This window comes from Streptomyces sp. NBC_00670 (assembly GCF_036226765.1).
Taxonomy (GTDB): Bacteria; Actinomycetota; Actinomycetes; order Streptomycetales; family Streptomycetaceae; genus Streptomyces.
In genome coordinates this window covers 717,951-735,252 of sequence record NZ_CP109017.1, presented here as the reverse complement: position 1 = coordinate 735,252, position 17,302 = coordinate 717,951, and the positions used below count along the sequence as shown (strand labels likewise).

13 protein-coding genes are annotated in these 17,302 nt (G+C 73.7%); 5 read left to right on the top strand and 8 right to left on the bottom strand.

The genetic code is table 11. From position 1 onward, the window contains the following. Window positions 1-12 precede the first annotated feature (12 nt). From lhgO to OIE12_RS03125, 4 genes are all read left to right on the top strand, one after another. A complete protein-coding gene (gene lhgO / locus OIE12_RS03140; RefSeq protein WP_329131446.1) occupies window positions 13-1,212 on the top strand; it encodes an L-2-hydroxyglutarate oxidase in 1,200 nt (399 codons plus the stop codon). A gap of 151 nt (window positions 1,213-1,363) precedes the next feature. Beyond that, the gene (locus OIE12_RS03135) at window positions 1,364-2,224 is read left to right on the top strand and encodes an amidohydrolase family protein (protein ID WP_329131444.1); all 861 of its coding nucleotides are present in this window, start codon (window positions 1,364-1,366) and stop codon (window positions 2,222-2,224) included. 13 nt (window positions 2,225-2,237) lie between these two features. Beyond that, window positions 2,238-3,956 carry a thiamine pyrophosphate-dependent enzyme gene (locus OIE12_RS03130; RefSeq protein WP_329131442.1) on the top strand — a complete coding sequence of 573 codons (1,719 nt, stop codon included), beginning with the start codon at window positions 2,238-2,240 and terminating at the stop codon, window positions 3,954-3,956. 19 nt (window positions 3,957-3,975) lie between these two features. Further along, a complete protein-coding gene (locus OIE12_RS03125) occupies window positions 3,976-5,070 on the top strand; it encodes an Ldh family oxidoreductase (protein WP_329131440.1) in 1,095 nt (364 codons plus the stop codon). 67 nt (window positions 5,071-5,137) lie between these two features. Here the strand turns inward: OIE12_RS03125 and OIE12_RS03120 are convergent, their stop codons facing one another. Next, on the bottom strand, window positions 5,138-6,193 hold the full coding sequence (locus OIE12_RS03120; protein WP_329131438.1) for a YncE family protein: 1,056 nt from the start codon (window positions 6,191-6,193) through the stop codon (window positions 5,138-5,140). 145 nt (window positions 6,194-6,338) lie between these two features. On the opposite strand from OIE12_RS03120, the gene fes reads away from it, so the two are divergent. Further along, window positions 6,339-7,616, top strand: a complete 1,278-nt coding sequence (gene fes, locus OIE12_RS03115) for an enterochelin esterase (RefSeq protein WP_329131436.1) — start codon at window positions 6,339-6,341, stop codon at window positions 7,614-7,616. Here the strand turns inward: fes and OIE12_RS03110 are convergent. Genes OIE12_RS03110 through OIE12_RS03080 form a run of 7 tightly spaced genes read right to left on the bottom strand, consistent with a single transcriptional unit; the run spans window position 7,597 to window position 17,209 of the window. Beyond that, a complete protein-coding gene (locus OIE12_RS03110) occupies window positions 7,597-11,547 on the bottom strand; it encodes an amino acid adenylation domain-containing protein (protein ID WP_329131434.1) in 3,951 nt (1,316 codons plus the stop codon). The genes fes and OIE12_RS03110 overlap by 20 nt on opposite strands. Then, window positions 11,544-11,771: a phosphopantetheine-binding protein gene (locus OIE12_RS03105; RefSeq protein WP_329141712.1), complete on the bottom strand. Its 228-nt coding sequence runs from the start codon at window positions 11,769-11,771 to the stop codon at window positions 11,544-11,546. The genes OIE12_RS03110 and OIE12_RS03105 overlap by 4 nt, the downstream gene beginning before the upstream one ends. Before the next feature lie 35 nt (window positions 11,772-11,806). Continuing rightward, window positions 11,807-12,460, bottom strand: coding sequence for an isochorismatase family protein (locus OIE12_RS03100; protein WP_329131432.1), 654 nt, complete (start codon window positions 12,458-12,460; stop codon window positions 11,807-11,809). 15 nt (window positions 12,461-12,475) lie between these two features. After that, window positions 12,476-14,158 carry a (2,3-dihydroxybenzoyl)adenylate synthase gene (locus OIE12_RS03095; protein WP_329131430.1) on the bottom strand — a complete coding sequence of 561 codons (1,683 nt, stop codon included), beginning with the start codon at window positions 14,156-14,158 and terminating at the stop codon, window positions 12,476-12,478. Next, window positions 14,155-15,369 carry an isochorismate synthase gene (locus tag OIE12_RS03090; protein ID WP_329131428.1) on the bottom strand — a complete coding sequence of 405 codons (1,215 nt, stop codon included), beginning with the start codon at window positions 15,367-15,369 and terminating at the stop codon, window positions 14,155-14,157. The genes OIE12_RS03095 and OIE12_RS03090 overlap by 4 nt, the downstream gene beginning before the upstream one ends. 47 nt (window positions 15,370-15,416) lie before the next feature. After that, a complete protein-coding gene (locus tag OIE12_RS03085) occupies window positions 15,417-16,229 on the bottom strand; it encodes a 2,3-dihydro-2,3-dihydroxybenzoate dehydrogenase (protein ID WP_443053751.1) in 813 nt (270 codons plus the stop codon). After that, window positions 16,226-17,209: an ABC transporter substrate-binding protein gene (locus tag OIE12_RS03080; protein ID WP_329131426.1), complete on the bottom strand. Its 984-nt coding sequence runs from the start codon at window positions 17,207-17,209 to the stop codon at window positions 16,226-16,228. The genes OIE12_RS03085 and OIE12_RS03080 overlap by 4 nt, the downstream gene beginning before the upstream one ends. Window positions 17,210-17,302 lie beyond the last annotated feature (93 nt).

The window sequence follows — 17,302 nt, the reverse complement described above, 5'->3', positions numbered from 1 at the left end:
AGGAGGATGCCGATGGCTGACGAGACGATCGGCATCGTCGGCGCCGGCATCGTGGGTCTGGCCACCGGACGCCACATCGCCCTGAGCCGCCCCGGCACCCGTGTGGTCGTCCTGGAGAAGGAGGAACGGGTCGCCGTCCACCAGACCGGCCACAACTCCGGTGTGGTGCACGCCGGCATCTACTACGCGCCCGGCAGTCTCAAGGCCGACCTGACCGTGCGGGGTGTGGCCCTGCTGCGCGAGTACTGCCAGGACCGCAAGCTGCCGTACGAGGAGATCGGCAAGCTCGTCATGGCGGTCCGTCAGGACGAGCTGGGCCGGATGGAGAACCTCTACGAGCGGGCCAGGAACAACCACGTGCCCGAGCTGCGCAAGGTCTCCAAGGAGGAGATCAAGGAGATCGAGCCGCACGCCGGCGGCATCGCGGCCCTGCACTCCCCGCGCACCGCCATCACCGACTACCCGGCGATCGCCCGGGAGTTCGCCAAGGACATCGAGGCCGCGGGCGGCGAGGTCAGACTCGGCTTCCCGGTCACCTCGATCACCAACATGCCCGGCGGCATCGACGTGGCGTCGGGGCAGGACAGGGTCCGCGTCGACCGGCTGGTCCTCTGCGCCGGTCTGCAGTCGGACTCCGTCGCCAGGCTCGCCCAGGACAAGAAGGAGCCGAAGATCATCCCGTTCCGGGGTGAGTACATGCTCCTCAAGCCCGAGCGGGCGAATCTCGTGAACGGTCTGATCTACCCGGTGCCGGACCCGCGCTACCCGTTCCTCGGGGTGCACTTCACCCCTCGGGTCGACGGCTCGGTCGAGGTCGGCCCGAACGCGGTCCTGGCGCTGGCCAGGGAGGGCTACAAGCTCTCCAGGATCTCCGTGAGGGACCTCGCCCGGCTGGCCGTCTACCCGGGCTCCTGGAAGATGGCGGCGCAGCACTGGCGGACCGGCATCAAGGAGTACCGGGGCTCGCTGTCCGTGGCGGCCTTCATGAAGGACGCGGGCCACTACGTGCCCGGGGTGGGCGTCGCCGACGTCGTCCGCGGCGGGGCCGGCGTACGGGCCCAGGCGCTGGACCCCGACGGCACCCTCGTCGACGACTTCCGCATCCATCAGGTCGGCCGGATCACCGCCGTGCGCAACGCGCCCTCACCGGCCGCCACGGCTTCCATGGCCATCGCCGAGCACATCGTCGGGGCCGTCTTCACCGACGCCTGAAGCAACCTGGAAATGCCCTCCGAACAGCGCCTTCGCGCGCAACAAGTGGTTGCGCGCCCGTGACTTAGCAAGGGCCCTCCACCCGCCTAGCGTTCACCGCGTACCACCTCGCACCACTCCGTTCGACAAGCCGAGAGAAAGAGCCCACGCCATGTTCGTCGTCGACACCCAGATCCACATCTGGAAGGAAGAGACCCCGGACCGCCCCTGGGTCCCCGGCGCGCGGGAGCGCATCCGCCTCAACGGCCACCGCGAGGAGCCCTTCTCGTACGAGGAGGCCCTCGAGCTCATGGACGAGGCCGGCGTCAACCGCGCGCTGATCCTGCCTCCGTCCTGGGAGGGCAACCGCATCGACTACGCCCTGGAGGCGTGTGAGGCGCACCCGGACCGCTTCGGCATCATGGCCCGTGTCCCGCAGGACAACGAGGTCGAGGGCACGGCCATGCTGAAGGACTTCGCCCAGAACCCGCACATCAAGGGCACCCGACTGACCTTCCACCGCCCGCAGGACCGCAACTGGATGATCGACGGCACCAACGACTGGTACTGGCCGGTCGCCGAGGAACTGCGCGTGCCCACCATGGTCCACGCGCCGATCTGGAAGAAGGAGCTCGGCGAGATCGCCGCCAAGCACCCCGAGCTGAAGATCATCATCGACCACATGGGCATCATGGCCCGCTGCGTCGACGACGCGATCGGCTACTGGGTCTCGGAGACCGCGGACCTCGCCCCGCACCCGAACATCTACGTGAAGGTCTCGGCGCTGCCGGGGTACTCCACGCAGCCGTTCCCGAACCTGAACATCCAGAAGTACGTGCGCGAGATGGTCGACAGGATGGGGCCGCAGCGCTGCTTCTACGGCACCGACATCACCCGCCTGCTCGGTCACGGCATCACCTACACCGACACGATCGAGCAGTTCACCAAGCACTACGACTTCACGCCCGAAGAACTTGAATGGATCATGGGCCGCGGTATCTCCGAGGTTCTGGACTGGCCGATCGAGGGCTGAGGACACACCAGAGATGACGGACACCAACAAGAAACCGGGCGCCGACGGCGGTGACGCCGTCGTCTCCGCCTTCAACGCCGTCGGCGCCGACTACATCTTCTGCTCATCGGGGTCCGAGTGGGCCCCGGTATGGGAGTCCCTGGCCCGGCGCCACCGCGACGGTGAGCCGGCGCCGAAGTACCTGGACCTCACCCACGAGACGGTGGCGGTCGGCATGGCCACGGGCTACGGCCTGGTCAAGCGACGCCCGCAGGGCGTGCTCCTGCACGCGGCCCCCGGGCTGCTGCAGGGCTCGATGGCGGTCCACGGCGCCCTCCTGGCCGGCGTGCCGATGGTGGTCACCTCCTCGGAGTCGAGCACCTACGGAGACGGGCCGGGGCAGGACCCGGGCGGCCAGTGGTACCGCAACCTCTCGATCGTGGGAGGACCGCACAACATCGCGCAGCCGTTCACCAAGTGGGCGAACGAGGCCGCCAGCGTGCACACGCTGCCGACCATGATCACCCGGGCGGCGGAGCTGTCGTGGCGGGCCCCACAGGGCCCCGCCTACCTGAACATCCCCCTGGAGATCCTTCTGGAGGAGTGGGACGGCCGCGAGGCGAAGGAGATCGTCAGGCCGGGCTCCCTGCACAGCTCGCCCGAAGAGGTCGACCCCGTCGCCCGGATGATCCGCGAGGCGAAGAACCCGGTGATCGTCACGGAGACGGCCGGCCGTGAGGACGGCGGTTTCGAAGCGCTCGTCGCCTTCGCCGAGGCGTGGAACATCCCGGTCGTCGAGCCCGACTCGGCGGTGTGCGGCAACTTCCCGCGCACCCACCCGCTGCACGCCGGCAGCGACATCGGACCGTGGATGGACGAGGCGGATCTGATCCTCCTGGTCAACTGCCGCGTCCCGTTCTACCCGCCGAGCCGCAAGCCGTCGAAGGCGAAGATCGTCGTCATCGACCAGGTCCCGCAGCGCCCGCACGTGGTCTACCAGGTGCTGTTCGCCGACGTGTACCTGGAGGGCAACGTCGCCAACACCCTCCGCCAGCTGGCCAAGCGGGCGAAGGATCTCGACGGGACCGCGGTCGCCGCGCGCCGGGCGGCGCAGGAGGAGCGGTTCGCCGCCGAACAGGCCGCGATCGCCGCCGCCGAGTCCAGGGCGGAGCAGTCGGCGCGGGCGGCGGGCGTGGACCCGGTGCTGGTCGCCGCGACGCTGCGCAGGCTGCTCGACGGCAAGGACGGCATCGTCGTCGACGAGACCATCACGCACAGCCGCACCGTCAAGCGGCATCTGAAGACCGCCGCGCCCGACTCGTACTTCTACGTGCAGGGCGGGCTCGGCCAGGGCATCGCGGTCGCGCTGGGCGCCAAGCTCGCCGCCGAGGACCGCCCGGTGGTCTTCACGGTCGGGGACGGCGCGTTCACCTACAACCCGGTGATCCCGTCGTACGACGCCGCGAAGGCCTACGACCTGCCGGTGCTGATCGTGGTCTTCAACAACCGCGTCTACAAGTCGATGAACCTCAACCACCGCAGGTTCTACCCCGAGGGCGCGGCGGCCGAGACCGGCGAGTGGCTCGGCACCGACCTGCACCGCCTGCCGCGACTGGCCCAGTTCGCCGAGCCGTTCGGCATGCACACCGAGACCGTCGACACCGCCGACGCCCTCGCGCCCGCCCTGGAGCGCGCGCTGAAGGCCGTCGCGGAGGGCACCACCGCCGTCGTCGACGTCCTCGTCACCCGCTGATCAGGAGAGTCTGCCCACCATGACCGACACCCCGACCCCTAAGCCGGGCAAGGTACGCGTCCCCGCCGAGGACCTGCGCACCTTCTCCGCGGCCCTCCTCGAGAAAGGGGGCCTGAGCGCGGAGCACGCCCGCACCACCGCCGACGTGTTCGTCTGGGCGGCGCTGCGTGGCGTCGACTCGCACGGCATCGCCCGCGTTCCCGCCTACCTGGAGTTGCTCGCCAAGGGCGTGGCCAACGCCGAGCCCGACCTCAGGACCGAGCCGGGCGCGCCCGCGGCCACCGTCCTGCACGCCGACCGGGCGCCCGGGCCGGTGGCCCTGACCGCCGCCGCCGACGAGGCGGTGCGCCGGGCGCGGACCAACGGCGTGGCCGCCGTCGGGGTGCGCGAGACCGTGCACACCGGCGCCCTCGGCTACTACGTGTCGCGGATCGCCGACCAGGGCCTGGTCGGCATCGGCTTCGTGGCCGGCATGCCGAACATGGGCTACACCGGCGTGAAGGGCGCCGCCGTGGCCACCAGCCCGCTGGCGGTCGCGGTCCCCGGCGCCTCGTCGTCGGACCGCCCCCCGCTGCTCCTCGACATGGCCACCGCCACCATCGCCCTGGGAAAGATCCGCCAGGCGAAGGCAGCCGGGACTCCGCTGCCGGAAGGTGCGGCGGCCACCGCGGACGGCACCCCGACCACCGACCCGCAACAGGCGGTCATGCCGCTGCCGCTGGGCGGTGCCAAGGGTTCGGGCATGTCGCTCACCTTCGAGCTGCTGACCAGCGTCCTGGTCGGCGCCCCGATCTTCGCGGCGTTCCACTCGGACGACCCGGCAGGACGCAAGCACCGCCAGAACGCGCTGCTGATCGCCCTGGACCCGGCCGCGTTCGGCGGCGGCACGCGGGACTTCACCACCGCCGTCGACGCCACGCTCGGCACACTGAAGGCACTGCCGGTCGCGGACGGCGCGGACGGCGTCCACTACCCCGGCGAGCGCAGCGCCGGGATCGCCGCCGAACGCGGCACGCAGGGCGTACCGGTGGCCCCGAAGGTCCGCGCCGACCTGACGTCCCACGCGGAACGCCTCGGCGTACGCCTGCCGGAGGCGCTCGCGGCCGGGAACTGACGGCGGGGAGCAGCCACTGAGGGCGGCGGGGACCGGTCCCCGCCGCCCTCAGTGGTACCGGCCGCTCTCAGCGGCGGAAGCGGATGCGTGTCACCTGGTCCGTGCCGTTCTCGCCGGCTCCGGACTTGTCCACCACGTACGCCGTGCCGTCGGCCATCTCGATGTGGTTCGGGTTGGCGCCGGTGGTGACCGTGCGCTTCACGGTTCCCTTGCGGGGGTCGACGACGGACACCGTGGCGTCCGTGCGGTTGACCACCAGGACGTCGCCCGTGCGGTCGTCCGTGGCGACGGACAGCGCCCCCGCGCCGGTCTGCACGGTCCTGGTGACCGTGCCCTTGCGCAGGTCGACGACGGACACGTCGCCGCCGGTCTGGTCGGCGGTGTACGCCGTGCGTCCGTTCTTCGACAGGGAGAGGGAGATCGGGCCGTCCCCGGTGGCGATGAACGTGGGCGTGTCCGAGCCCCGGTCGACCTGGATGATGCGGTCGCCCGTGAGGTCGGCCGCGTAGAGGGTGCCCGTGCGCTCGTCGACGGCCAGTCCGGCCGGGCCGGAGCCCTCGACCGTGATCCGCTTCTTCTCCTGATACGTGCGGCTGTCGTACGCGACCAGCGTGCCGGCGCTGTAGCCGCTCGCCCAGACGGTGTCGTGCGCGGCGTCCACGACGACCTCGCGGGCGTGGCCGACGTCGGGCAGGCTCGCCAGCCGCTCGCCCGTGCGCTGGCTGTAGACGGCCACCGTGTTGTCCCGTGTGTTGGTGGTCCACAAGGTGTTGTGTTCGTCGTCCACGGCGACGCCGTAGACCGACTCGGGGGAGCCGGTGTCGTCGGCCGGTACGGCGTAGGCGGCCTCGATCTCCAGGGTGCGCGGGTCGACCTTGAGCAGGGCCGAGGGGTCACCGGCCCGGCCGACGGCGGTGGTCACCCACAGGACGTGGTTCCGCTCGGAGTACGCCGACTGGTACTGGCCGGTGCCCAGGGACGCGAGGGTCACCTCCGGTGCGGCCGGGCGGGCGGCGGCGGGGCCCGCGAGGGCCAGCGCGGTACCGGCGGCGACCGCCACCGCGACGGCGGACCGGGCGGCCGCACGGGCGGTGCCGCGGGCGGAGGAGGAGAGGGTGGGCATGACGGACTCCCTGGGATCTGCGAAAGAGGGAAGGATCAAGAGCGCGAGAGGCGCTGGTAAGAAGTTAGCTTAGGCTTACCTAAGTTGATGACCAAGGGTGGCGTGACACGCGCCACTCGTCCGACGAAAGCCAGGCCCCCGCACCATGACCACCTCCGTGCCGCCGCACGACACCCCGCACCACCCGCCGCGGCTGCCCCGCCCCGGCACCCTGCCCCGGCTCGCCGCACCCACCGCCCACGCCCTGCCGGCCCCCGGCCGGACCGACGCGTTCTGGGCCGACGTACGCCGCCTGGGCACCCCGCTCGTCGGCCCCGACCCGCGGGGCCGCGCCGACCACCGTGCGGTCACCTTCCTCTGGCGCGGCACCCCCGCCACCCGTGCCGTCCAGGTCGTGCCCAACAAACTCGGCGACCCCCGGCACCCCGAGGGCAACCTGATGGAGCACCTGCCCGGCACCGACGTCTGGCACTTCACCCTCCGGCTCCGCCACGACTGGCGCGGCACCTACGAACTCCACGTCGACGAGGGCGACGGCCCCGGCCCCGACAGCCCCGGCCACTGGCCGTGGCTGCGCACCCGGCGCCGTACCGATCCGTACAACACCCGCGCGCTGCCCCGGCGTTGGGGTGGTCCTGCCGTGTCGTACGCCGAACTCCCGGCGGCCCCGCGCGCGGTGGACTGGGAACCGAGGGACGGCGTCCCGCGCGGGACGCTCGGCGAGCACCGACTGCCGAGTGCCCGGCGCGTGTGGCTGTACGAGCCCCCGGTTCCTTCAGCGGAGGCACGGGAGCTGCCCGTTCTCGTCCTGCTCGACGGCGAGCACTGGGGGCCCCGACTCGGCCTCGCGCACCTCCTCGACAACCTGATCGCCGACGGCCGCGTCCCGCCGCTCGCCGCCCTGCTGCCCGACTCGGTCGATGCCGCCACCCGGTGGGCGGAGCTGAGCTGCCGGCCCGAGTACGTCGGCTTCCTCACCGGCGAACTGCTGCCCTGGGCCGCCGGGCGGCTGCCGCTCACCGCCGACCCGGCGCGCACCGTCGTCGCCGGGCAGAGCCTCGGCGGACTCACCGCCGCCTACGCCGCCGTGTCCGCCCCGCACCGCTTCGGCAACGCGCTCGTGCAGTCCGGCTCCTTCTGGTGGCCCGCAGGGCCCGAGTCCGAGTGGCTCACCGGCCGGATCGCGGCGACGCCCCGGCTGCCGGTGCGCTTCCGGCTCTCCTTCGGCGAGCAGGAGTGGGTGGCCCTGCCCGCCGCCCGGCGGCTGCGCGACACCCTCGCCGCCGCCGGGTACGACGATGCCATCTACCGGGAGTTCAACGGCGGCCACGACTATCTGTGCTGGCGCACGGAACTGGCCGACGGGATCGTGGAGTTGCTGTCCCGTGACCGGCCGGCCGGTGTCACCCGTCCAGCTCCTTGAGCCGGGCCGCGACCACCGCCGCGATGTCGTCCAGATACCGGTCCCGCATCAACTCCGGGTGCGTGCACGGCAGATCGTGGTTGACGACCGTCCCGCTCACATGCGGCCGCCACGCCTCGCGGGTGAGCCAGTCCTCGGCGCGGGGCGCGGCCGCGGTGAAGAACAGCACGTCGCCCTCGTACCGCTCGTGCCGGTGCTCGCGCATCAGCCGGGCGTGGTTCGGCACGATGTCGACGATGCGGGACAGGGCGTGCGCGCTCAGCCCGGCCAGTGGGCTGCCCGCCCGGCGCAGCGTGGCGAGCACGTCCTCGCGGGTGCGTTCGCCGGTGCGGGCGAAGCCCGCCATGCGCAGCACGGCGGTCAGCGCGTCGCCCTCCTCGGGCGCGGGCCGCTCGCGCCACTGCTCGGCCGGGAACGAGTCGAGCAGCACCAGCAGGTCGACCTCCTCGCCGGCCCGCTGGAGCAGGACGGCGGCGGTGTGCGCGAGGGTGCCGCCCACCGACCAGCCGAGCAGCCGGTACGGCCCGTGCGGGCGCACCGCGCGGATCCGCTCGACGTAGTCGGCGGCCTCCTCGAGGAGGGTGCGGGGGAGCGGTTCACCGTCGACGAGGCCGCGCGCCTGGACGCCGTACACCGGCTGCCCGGGGCCGAGCCGGGCGGACAGTCCCGCGTAGCACCAGGAGATGCCGCCCGCCGGGTGGAACGCGAACAGCGGCGGCCGTCCGTCCCCGGTGCGCAGCGGCAGGACGACGTCCAGCGCGTCCCCGGCGGCCGGACCCGTGCCCTCCGCCAGGCGCAGCGCCAGCGCGGCCGGGGTGGACGCCTCGAACAGCGAGCCGATGGTCAGCTCGGCGCCCAGCTCCTCGCGGACGCGCGCCACCAGCCGTACGGCGAGCAGCGAGGTGCCGCCGAGGTCGAAGAACGCGTCCTCCGGACCGGCGTGTCCCACTCCCAGCACCTCCGCGAACAGCCGGGTCAGGGCCTCCTCGCGCGGGGTGGCCGCCGGGCGCTTGTCCGGGCCGCCGGTGAAGACGGGGTCCGGCAGGGCCCGCCGGTCCAGCTTGCCGTTGGGTGTGAGCGGGAACGCCGCCAGCGCGACCACCGCCGACGGCACCATGTGCTCCGGCAGCGTGCGCGCCAGCGCGGACCGCAGCGCCGCCGGGTCGACGGCGCTGCCGGTGACGTAGCCGACGAGCCGGTCCTCCCGCACCAGCGCGCAGGCACCCTCCACGCCCTCCTGGGCGGCCAGCGCCGCCTCGATCTCGCCGAGCTCGACGCGCTGTCCGCGCAGTTTCACCTGGTGGTCGGTGCGGCCGAGGTACTCCACCTCGCCCCGCTCCGTCCAGCGGGCCAGATCGCCCGTGCGGTACATGCGCGCGCCCGGCGCGCCGAACGGGTCGGCGAGGAACCGGGACGCGGTCAGCTCCGGGCGGCCCAGATAACCGTCGGCCAACTGCCGCCCCGCCAGGAACAGTTCGCCCGGCACCCCGTGCGGGCAGGGCTGGAGGGCGGCGTCCAGGACGTACAGCCGGGTGTTCCACACCGGCCGCCCGATCGGCACCGGCCCCTCGTCACCCGGCGCGCAGGCGTGATACGTCACGTCGACGGCGGCCTCCGTCGGCCCGTACAGATTGTGCAGCTCCACCCCGGGCAGGACGCGCGCGAAGGTGTGGGCGGTCTCGCGCGGCAGGGCCTCGCCGCTGCAGAACACCCGCCGCAGTCCGCCGCCCCCGTCCGCGCCGTCGCCCCCGTCCGCCCCGCCGCACCCGGCGGCGCTCGGCTCCGCCAGGAACACCTGGAGCATCGACGGCACGAAATGGCAGGTGGTGACCGCCTGTTCGCGGATCAGCCGGGCCAGATGGGCGGGGTCCTTGTGGCCGCCGGGCTCGGCGACGACCAGCGTCGCGCCCTCGCGCAGCGGCCAGAAGAACTCCCACACCGACACGTCGAACGACGACGGTGTCTTCTGGAGCACCCGGTCCTCGCCGGTCAGCCCGTAGGCGTCCTGCATCCAGCGCAGCCGGTTGTCGATCGCCGCGTGCGAGACCACCACTCCCTTGGGGCGGCCGGTGGAGCCGGAGGTGTACAGCACGTAGGCCGGGTGCGCCGGGGTGAGCGCGCGGCCGGGCGGGACGGCGGGGTACGCGGAGACGTCCAGGTCCGCCAGGACCACCACCGGCGTTCCCGCGTCCCCCGGCAGCCGGTCCGCCCGGTCGGCGAGCGCGCACACCGGGGCCGCGTCGGTGAGCATGTACGCCAACCGCTCGGCCGGGTAGTCCGGGTCCAGCGGCAGATACGCGGCCCCCGACTTCAGCACCGCGAGCAGCGCCACCACCAGCTCCGCCGAGCGCGGCACCGACACCGCCACCACCGCCCCGGGCCCCGCGCCCAGGGTGCGCAGATGCCGGGCCAGCCGGTTGGCGCGGGCGTCGAGCGCGGCATACGTCAGCGTCGTGTCGCCGTACACCAGCGCGGTCGCGTCGGGGGTGCGGGCGGCCCGCGCCTCGACGGGACCGATGAGGGTGGTCGGCGGCACGGCGTGGTCGGTGCGGTTGAACTCGTCCAGCACCAGCTCCCGTTCGGCGGGCGCGGTGATCGGATGCGTGGCGAGGGGGAGGCGCGGGTCCGCCTCGGTGAGCCGCCGCACCAGGTGCGTGAACCGCTCGGCGTGGGCGGCGAGTTCGCGCTGCCCGTACAGGGCCGGGTTGCCGTCCAGGTCCAGGCGCAGTCCGGTGCCGTCGGCGCGGTCGTGGAGGTGGACGGTGAGGTCGTCCACGGGGCCCGCCGCCAGGTTGCGCGCGCGGGCCGGGGCGCCGGCGAAGTCCACGCCGTAGTCGAACGGCATCACGTTGACCAGGGGACCGACCAGGCCCCGGCCCTCGCCGAGCAGTCCGAGGTCGCGCCGGATGTCCTCGTAGCGGTAGCGCTGGTGGCGCCGGGCGGTGCGGACGCCGAGCACGACCTGGCGCACCAGTTCCGCGAAGGTCACCTCGGGCGTGACCGTCAGCCGCAGCGGCAGCACGTTCATCACCATGCCCGGCACCCGCAGCGCGACCGAACCCATGCGGCCCATCAGCGGCAGGCCGAGGACCACGTCGGTACGTGCGGTGACCCGCGCGGTGTACAGCGCCTGCGCGGCGATCAGCACGTCCGGCCAGGTGGCGCGCAGCCGCGCGGCCAGCTCCCGCACCCCTTCGGTGACCTCCGGCGCCAGCCGGGCGGAGGCGCGGCGGAAGGTGCGCGAGGGCAGTGCGGAACGGCCCGCCGGGCGGGGTGCCTCGGGCCGGTCGGCGAACGCCTCCGTCCAGTGCGCGCGGTCGGCGGCGAAGGCGTCCGAGGCCCGGTAGGCGGCGTCCTCGGCGACCAGGTCGGCCAGGGTGCCGAAGGTGCGCGCCGGTGGTTCGGTGCCGTGCGCGAGCGCCGAGTAGAGCGCGGCGGTGCGGCGGACGAGGAGCGAGTGGCCGTAGCCGTCCATGACGAGGTGGTGCACGCGCTGGTACCACAGCCAGCGCCGCTCGCCGACCCGGAACAGGGCGTACCGGAACGGCGGCCCGGCCGCCAGGTCGCACGGCTCGGCGAGGTCGGCGCGCATCCACGCCTCGGCCCGCGCGTCGGCGTCTTCCGCGCCGCGCAGGTCCCGCACGGTCAGCGGCAACTCGACGTCGGGATACAGCCGTTGGCGCGGCCCGTCCGGGCTGTCGGCGACCCGCACGCGCAGCGCGTCGGTCTCGGCGACCACCTGCCGCAGGGCCGCCGCGAACAGCTCCGCGTCGAGCGGCCCGTCGATCTCCAGGCACTCGGCGGTGTTCTGCGCCGGGTTGAGGGGGTCCAGGGCCTGTGCGTACCACATGCCCGACTGGGCGGCGGTGAGCGGGAGTTCGGTGGCCGGGCCCGCGCTTCGGGGCACCGGGGTGTCGGCCGTGGTCGTCACGACGCCCCCAGCAGCGCCGCCCAGCTCTCCACGGCCGGGTGCTCGGCGAGGTCCTCGAAGTCCGCCCGCACCCCGTACTCGCGGCGCCAGCGCTCCAGCAGCGTCATCACGCGGACCGAATCCAGGCCCCAGTCCACGAGGTTGTCGTCCAGGGGTATCTCCGCCGGGTCCTCGCCGAGCGACTCGGCGACGTCACGGCGTATCCGCTCCACGGTGAGGGACACACGGCTCACGGGCGTACGGCTCACGGACATACGGCTCACAGCTCCTCGGCCAGTGCGTCGCGGGTGGTCACGAGCGCGTCGGTGGTGGTGACGACCGCGCAGCGGCCGGCGGCCCAGCGCAGGGCCATGTCGTGGTCGGCGCGGGAGAAGTCCGCCACGGCGTCGGCCACGACGAACGCCTGGATGTCCCGCATCCATGCGTCGCAGGCGCTGATGAGTACCCCGATGTGCGCGTACACACCGACGATCACCAACTGGTCGCGGCCCCAGCCGCGCATCAGCGCCGCCAGATCGGTGCGGACGAACGCGCTGTACTTCCATTTCGTCAGCACCGTCTCGCCCGGCTCCGGCGCCACCCGCGCGGGGGGCGCGAGCGCCTCGGGGTCGTCGGCGACGCCCGGGCCCCAGAAGTCGAGCTGGAGCCCGCGCTCCTCGGGGCTCTGGCCGCCGCGCTGGGCGGAGTGCACGACGGGTACGCCGAGCCGGCGGAACTCCTTCAGCACGCGTGCGGTGTTGTCGAGCATTCCGGCGAGGGGCTGCGCACCGGGCGGGAACGCGCGCAGGAAGTGGTGCTGCAGATCGTGCACGAGCAGCACGGCCCGCGCCGGGTCCACGGTCCAGGGGACCCGGTTGACCGGCAGTTCGTCACCGGCCGGGAGCGGATAGGGGGCGATGGCGGGAAGTGCCATGGGTCAGGGGGCCTTTCAGTGCTGCTCGGGGACGGGCGTGGACGTGGGCGCGGCGGCGCGCAGGTGTTTCTTGCTGACCTTGCCGACCCCGGTCCGCGGGAACGCGTCGACGAACTCGACGAGGTCCGGCACCTTGTACGCGGCGATCCCCCGCTCCCGCACGAACCGTTTGACCGCCGCCGGCTTCAGCGGCCCGGCACCGGCGCGCAGGATCACGTAGGCCAGGGAGCGCTCACCGAGGTAGGGGTCGGGCACGGCGACGACGGAGGCGTCGTGCACGGCGGGGTGGGCGAGCAGGACGTTCTCGACCTCCTCCGGGGCGATCTTCTCGCCGCCCCGGTTGATCTGGTCCTTGGCCCGCCCCTCGACGACCAGATGCCCGCCGGGCAGTCGGCGCACCACGTCGCCGGTGCGGTAGAAGCCGTCCTCGGTGAAGGCCCGCGCGTTGTGCTCGGGGGCCCGCCAGTAGCCGCGGATGGTGTACGGGCCCCGGGTCAGCAGCTGGCCCGGCTCGCCCTCGGGGACGTCCGCGCCGGTGTCGTCGACGACGCGGATCTCGTCGTCGGGGGAGATCGGCCGGCCCTGCGTGGTGACGACGGTCTCCGTGTCGTCGTCGAGCCGTGTGTAGTTGACCAGTCCCTCGGCCATGCCGAAGACCTGCATCAGCTGGCAGCCCAGCGCGGGCTCGAGGCGCCGGGCCGCCTCCGCGCCGTACTTGGCGCCGCCGACGAGGACCAACTCCAGGGCGGACAGGTCGTGTTCGGCGGTGGGCGCGGCCTCGGTCCACACCAGGGCGAGCGGCGGCACCAGACCCGTCATGGTGATCCGCTCCCGCTCGATGAGCGCGAACGCGGTGGCCGGGTCGGGGCGCGGGCACAGCACCACCGTGCCGCCCGCGCACAGCGTGCCCAGCCAGCCGGGCGAGCTCATGGGGAAGTTGTGCGCGGCGGGCAGTACGACGAGGAAGCGGGTGTCCGCGTCGACCCCGCAGATCTCGTTGGAGCCCCGCAGCGAGTACAGGTAGTCGTCGTGGGTGCGCGGGATCAGCTTGGAGACGCCGGTGGTGCCGCCGGAGAGCTGGAGGAAGGCCAGCTCGTGCGCCGCGGGACCCGCCGGCAGCCCGGCCGCGGGCACGTCGCACGGCACGTCCGCCAGGGCGGTGTGCTCACCCGGCTCACCGGCCACGAAGACGTGCCGCAGACCCGGCGTGCGCTCCCGCACCCGGGAGGCGAGCGCGCGGTGGTCGTAACCGGCGTGCCGGTCCGGGACCACGTACGCGACGGCCTCGGCGAAGGCGCAGAAGTGGGCGATCTCGGTGTCCCGGTGCGCGGGCAGCGCGAACACCGGCAGCGCGCCGAGGCGGAACAGGGCGAAGACCACCTCCACGAACTCGCCCATGTTGGGCAGTTGGACGACGACCCGGTCGCCGCGTCCGATCCCGCGTGCGGCGAACCCGGCGGCCAGCCGGTCGGCCCGCCCGTCCAGCTCCCGGTAGCTCCAGGTGCGCCGCGCGGGCGCCGGATCCACCAGCGCCGTCCGGTCGGGGTGGGCGGCGGCCCGGGCGCGCAGCATGTCGCCGAACGTCTCGCCCCGCCAGTACCCGGCGGCGCGGTACCGCGCGGCGCACTCGGGCGGCCAGGTGGGGGCGTCGAGGCCGGGGGTGAGGGCGTCCGTCGCACGCGGGTCGGTGCCGGTCACAGGGCCGCTCCCACCGCGCTGAGGAAGGTGCGGAACTTGGCGGCCGTCTCCGCGGTCTCCGCCTCCGGCGTCGAGGCGGCCACCACACCGGCGCCCGCGAACAGCCGCAGCGCCCGGCCCTCGGCCTCCGCGCAGCGGATCGTCACCACCCACTCGCCGTCGCCGTCCGCGTCCTGCCAGCCGACCATCCCGGTGTACGGGCCCCGGTCGAACGGCTCGGACTCCGCGATGACCGCGCGGGCCGTCCGGGTCGGCGTGCCGCACACGGCCGGGGTCGGGTGCAGCGCGCGGGCGAGGTCGAGGGCGGTGGCGGACCCGGGGTCGGCGAGCTCGCCGGTGACGGTCGTCGACAGATGCCACAGGGCGGCGGTACGGACGAGCGTGGGCCGCTCGGGGACCTCCAGACGGGTGCAGAACGGGGCCAGCGCCTCGCGCACGGCGGCCACGACCACCGCGTGTTCGTGCAGGTCCTTGGGCGACTCCAGGAGCGCCGCGGCCCGCCGTACGTCCTCGGCGAGGTCGGCGCTGCGCGGGGCGGACCCGGCCAGCGGGTTGGCGGTGAGCGTGTCGCCCCGGCGGGCGACGAGCAGTTCGGGGCTGGCGCCGATCAGGGTGCGGCCCGGGGCCGTGGGCACGGCGAAGGTGTAGCCGGCCGGGTCGCGGCGGGCGAGCCGGCGCAGCATGGCCGGCAGATCGGGGGTGCGCGGGGCGGTCAGCTCCAGGGTGCGGGCGAGGACGACCTTGTCGAACTCCCCGGCCCGCATCCGCGCCACCGCCGCGGCCACCGCCTCCCCGTACCGCCCGGCCGCCGGGACCTCCCGGACCCGCCAGTCGGCGCGCGTGTCGGTGTCCGGCACCGGCAGCGCGATCAGCGGGTCCTCGCGCAGCGGCGGCGCCCAGCGCACCCGCTCGGGCACGGCGAGTGCGGGCGGGGCGTCCGGGGCGAACGGCAGCGAGCCGACGACGACCGGCGACGGGCCGCCCGCACGCCGCCGGCCGCGCAGGACCGTTCGTACCCGCTCGGTCAACGGGCGTTCGTCGTGCGGGACTTCGGCGGCGGTGCCCCGGCAGAGCAGGGTGTGCCCGGGCGCGGCGAGGAACCGGTCGGTGTCCGGCCGGTAGGCCTCGAGCAGGGCGGTCGCGGCACCGGGGGAGACCGGCGGACCGGCGGTGGCGGCTTCGCGCAGGGAGGTGGTCAGGGAGGCGGTCATGGATGTCTCCAAGGGATGTCTCCGGCGGGGGAGAGGGGCGGCGGCGCTCAGGCGCGCAGGGTGGCGCCGCCGTCGACGTACAGGTCGTGCAGGGTGATGTGCCGGGCGCGGTCGGAGGCCAGGAAGACGACGGCCTCGGCGATGTCGGCCGGGTCGGCGATCCGGCCCAGCGGGATGCCGGTGCGGTGCGCGGCGAGATCGCCCTCGATCACGTGCCGGGCGCCGGTCTCGGCGGTGGTGCCGGACGCGGTCCACATCGCGCGCTGCATGTCGGTGAGGGTCGAGCCGGGGCACACGGTGTTGCAGCGCACCCCGCTCGCGGCCAGTTCCAGACCGAGGCACTTGGTGAACATCACCGCCGCCGCCTTCGAGGCCGCGTACGCCGACATGTGGGCGCGGGGGATGCCGGCCGCGTTGGAGGCGACGGTGACGAGGGCGCCGTGCCCCCGGTCGGCCATGCGGCGGGCGGCGGCCCGGCCGACGTGGAAGACGCCGGTGGTGTTGACGGCGAAGGTGGCCGCCCAGTCCTCGTCGGTGAGGTCCACCGTCGCCGCACTCCGCAGGATCCCGGCCACGTTGACGGCGACGTCCAGCGGGCCGAGGGTGTCCTCGGCCTCGGCGACCAGGGCCTCCACGGCGCCGGAGTCGGTGACGTCGAGCGGGCGGGCGGTGACCGTCCCCTCGCACGTGGCCGCGAGGCGCCGTACCCCGTCGCCGTCCACGTCGGTGGCCAGTACATGGGCGCCGCGCGCCGCGAACGCCCGGACCACGGCGGCGCCGATGCCCCGGGCCGCCCCGGTGACGAGGACGAGCCGGCCGCCGAACTCCTCGTCCGGCGCGGGCATGGGGGCGCCCGTCATGAGGCGAGCGCCTTCGTGAGGTCGTCCAGGACGATCCGCGCCGCCAGTGGCCCGCCCGCGCTGTTCCACGCCGAGCCCTGCACCACCACGACGTGCCCCTCCTTCTCCGCCTTCAGCCGGGCGAAGTTGGTCGCCTTGCGCGCTCCGGCGTACGCCGTCTCACCGGCCGCCTCGTCGCCGAGGACTCCGAAGAACAGCCAGTCGCCGTCGATGGTGGACAGCTTCTCCAGGCTGATCGGCTCGCTGTGCCCGACGCCGGAGCCCTGCTGATTGGCGGGGCGCCGAACGCCGAGGGCGGTGAGGGTGGAGCCCACGTGGTTCTTGCCCACGCCGACGACGGAGGGCGCGTTGTTCTGCCACCGGACGACGCTGACCACGGCGTCGGCGTTGTCGCCGAGCTTCTTCCTGGTGGTGGCCACGTCGGCGTCGAAGTCGTCGAGTATCTTCTCCGCCCGGCTCTTCTCGTTGAGGGCCTCGGCGGTGGCGGTGAAGGCCTCCTTCCAGTCCTCGTTGAGCTTGGCGGTGAGCACGGTGGGGGCGATCTCCCGGAGCTTGCTCACCTGGCTCTTGGCGGCGGTCGTCTCGTCGAGCAGGATCAGATCGGGTCGGAGGGCGGCGACCTTCTCCAGGTCGGCCTCGGCGACGGTGGCGACGACCTCGGAGTTCTTCGCCTTGCCGGCGAGGTAGGTGGAGACGCCCTTCTGGCCGCGGCCGGCCGTGGTGCCGACCGGCTCGATGCCGAGCGCGAGGGCGGCGTCCAGCGTCGGCTCGCTCAGCGCGACGACCTTCTTCGGTGCGGCCGGCACCTCCACCGTGCGGCCCTGGGCGTCGGTGACCTCGCGGGTGGTGGCGGCTCCCTCGCTTCTCGCGCTCCCGCTGTCGCCGTCGTCGCTGCCGCAGCCGGTGAGGAGCAGCGCTCCGGTGGCGAGGGCCGCGGTGGAGGCCAGGAACGCTCTGCGGGGGGCTCGGGTGGGGTACATGACGGAGTGACTCCTCGTTGGTTGCCCGGTGGTTGTCGCCAATATCGTCAACAGGTCGACTTAGGTTAGCCTAAGCTAAGCACATCATGATCG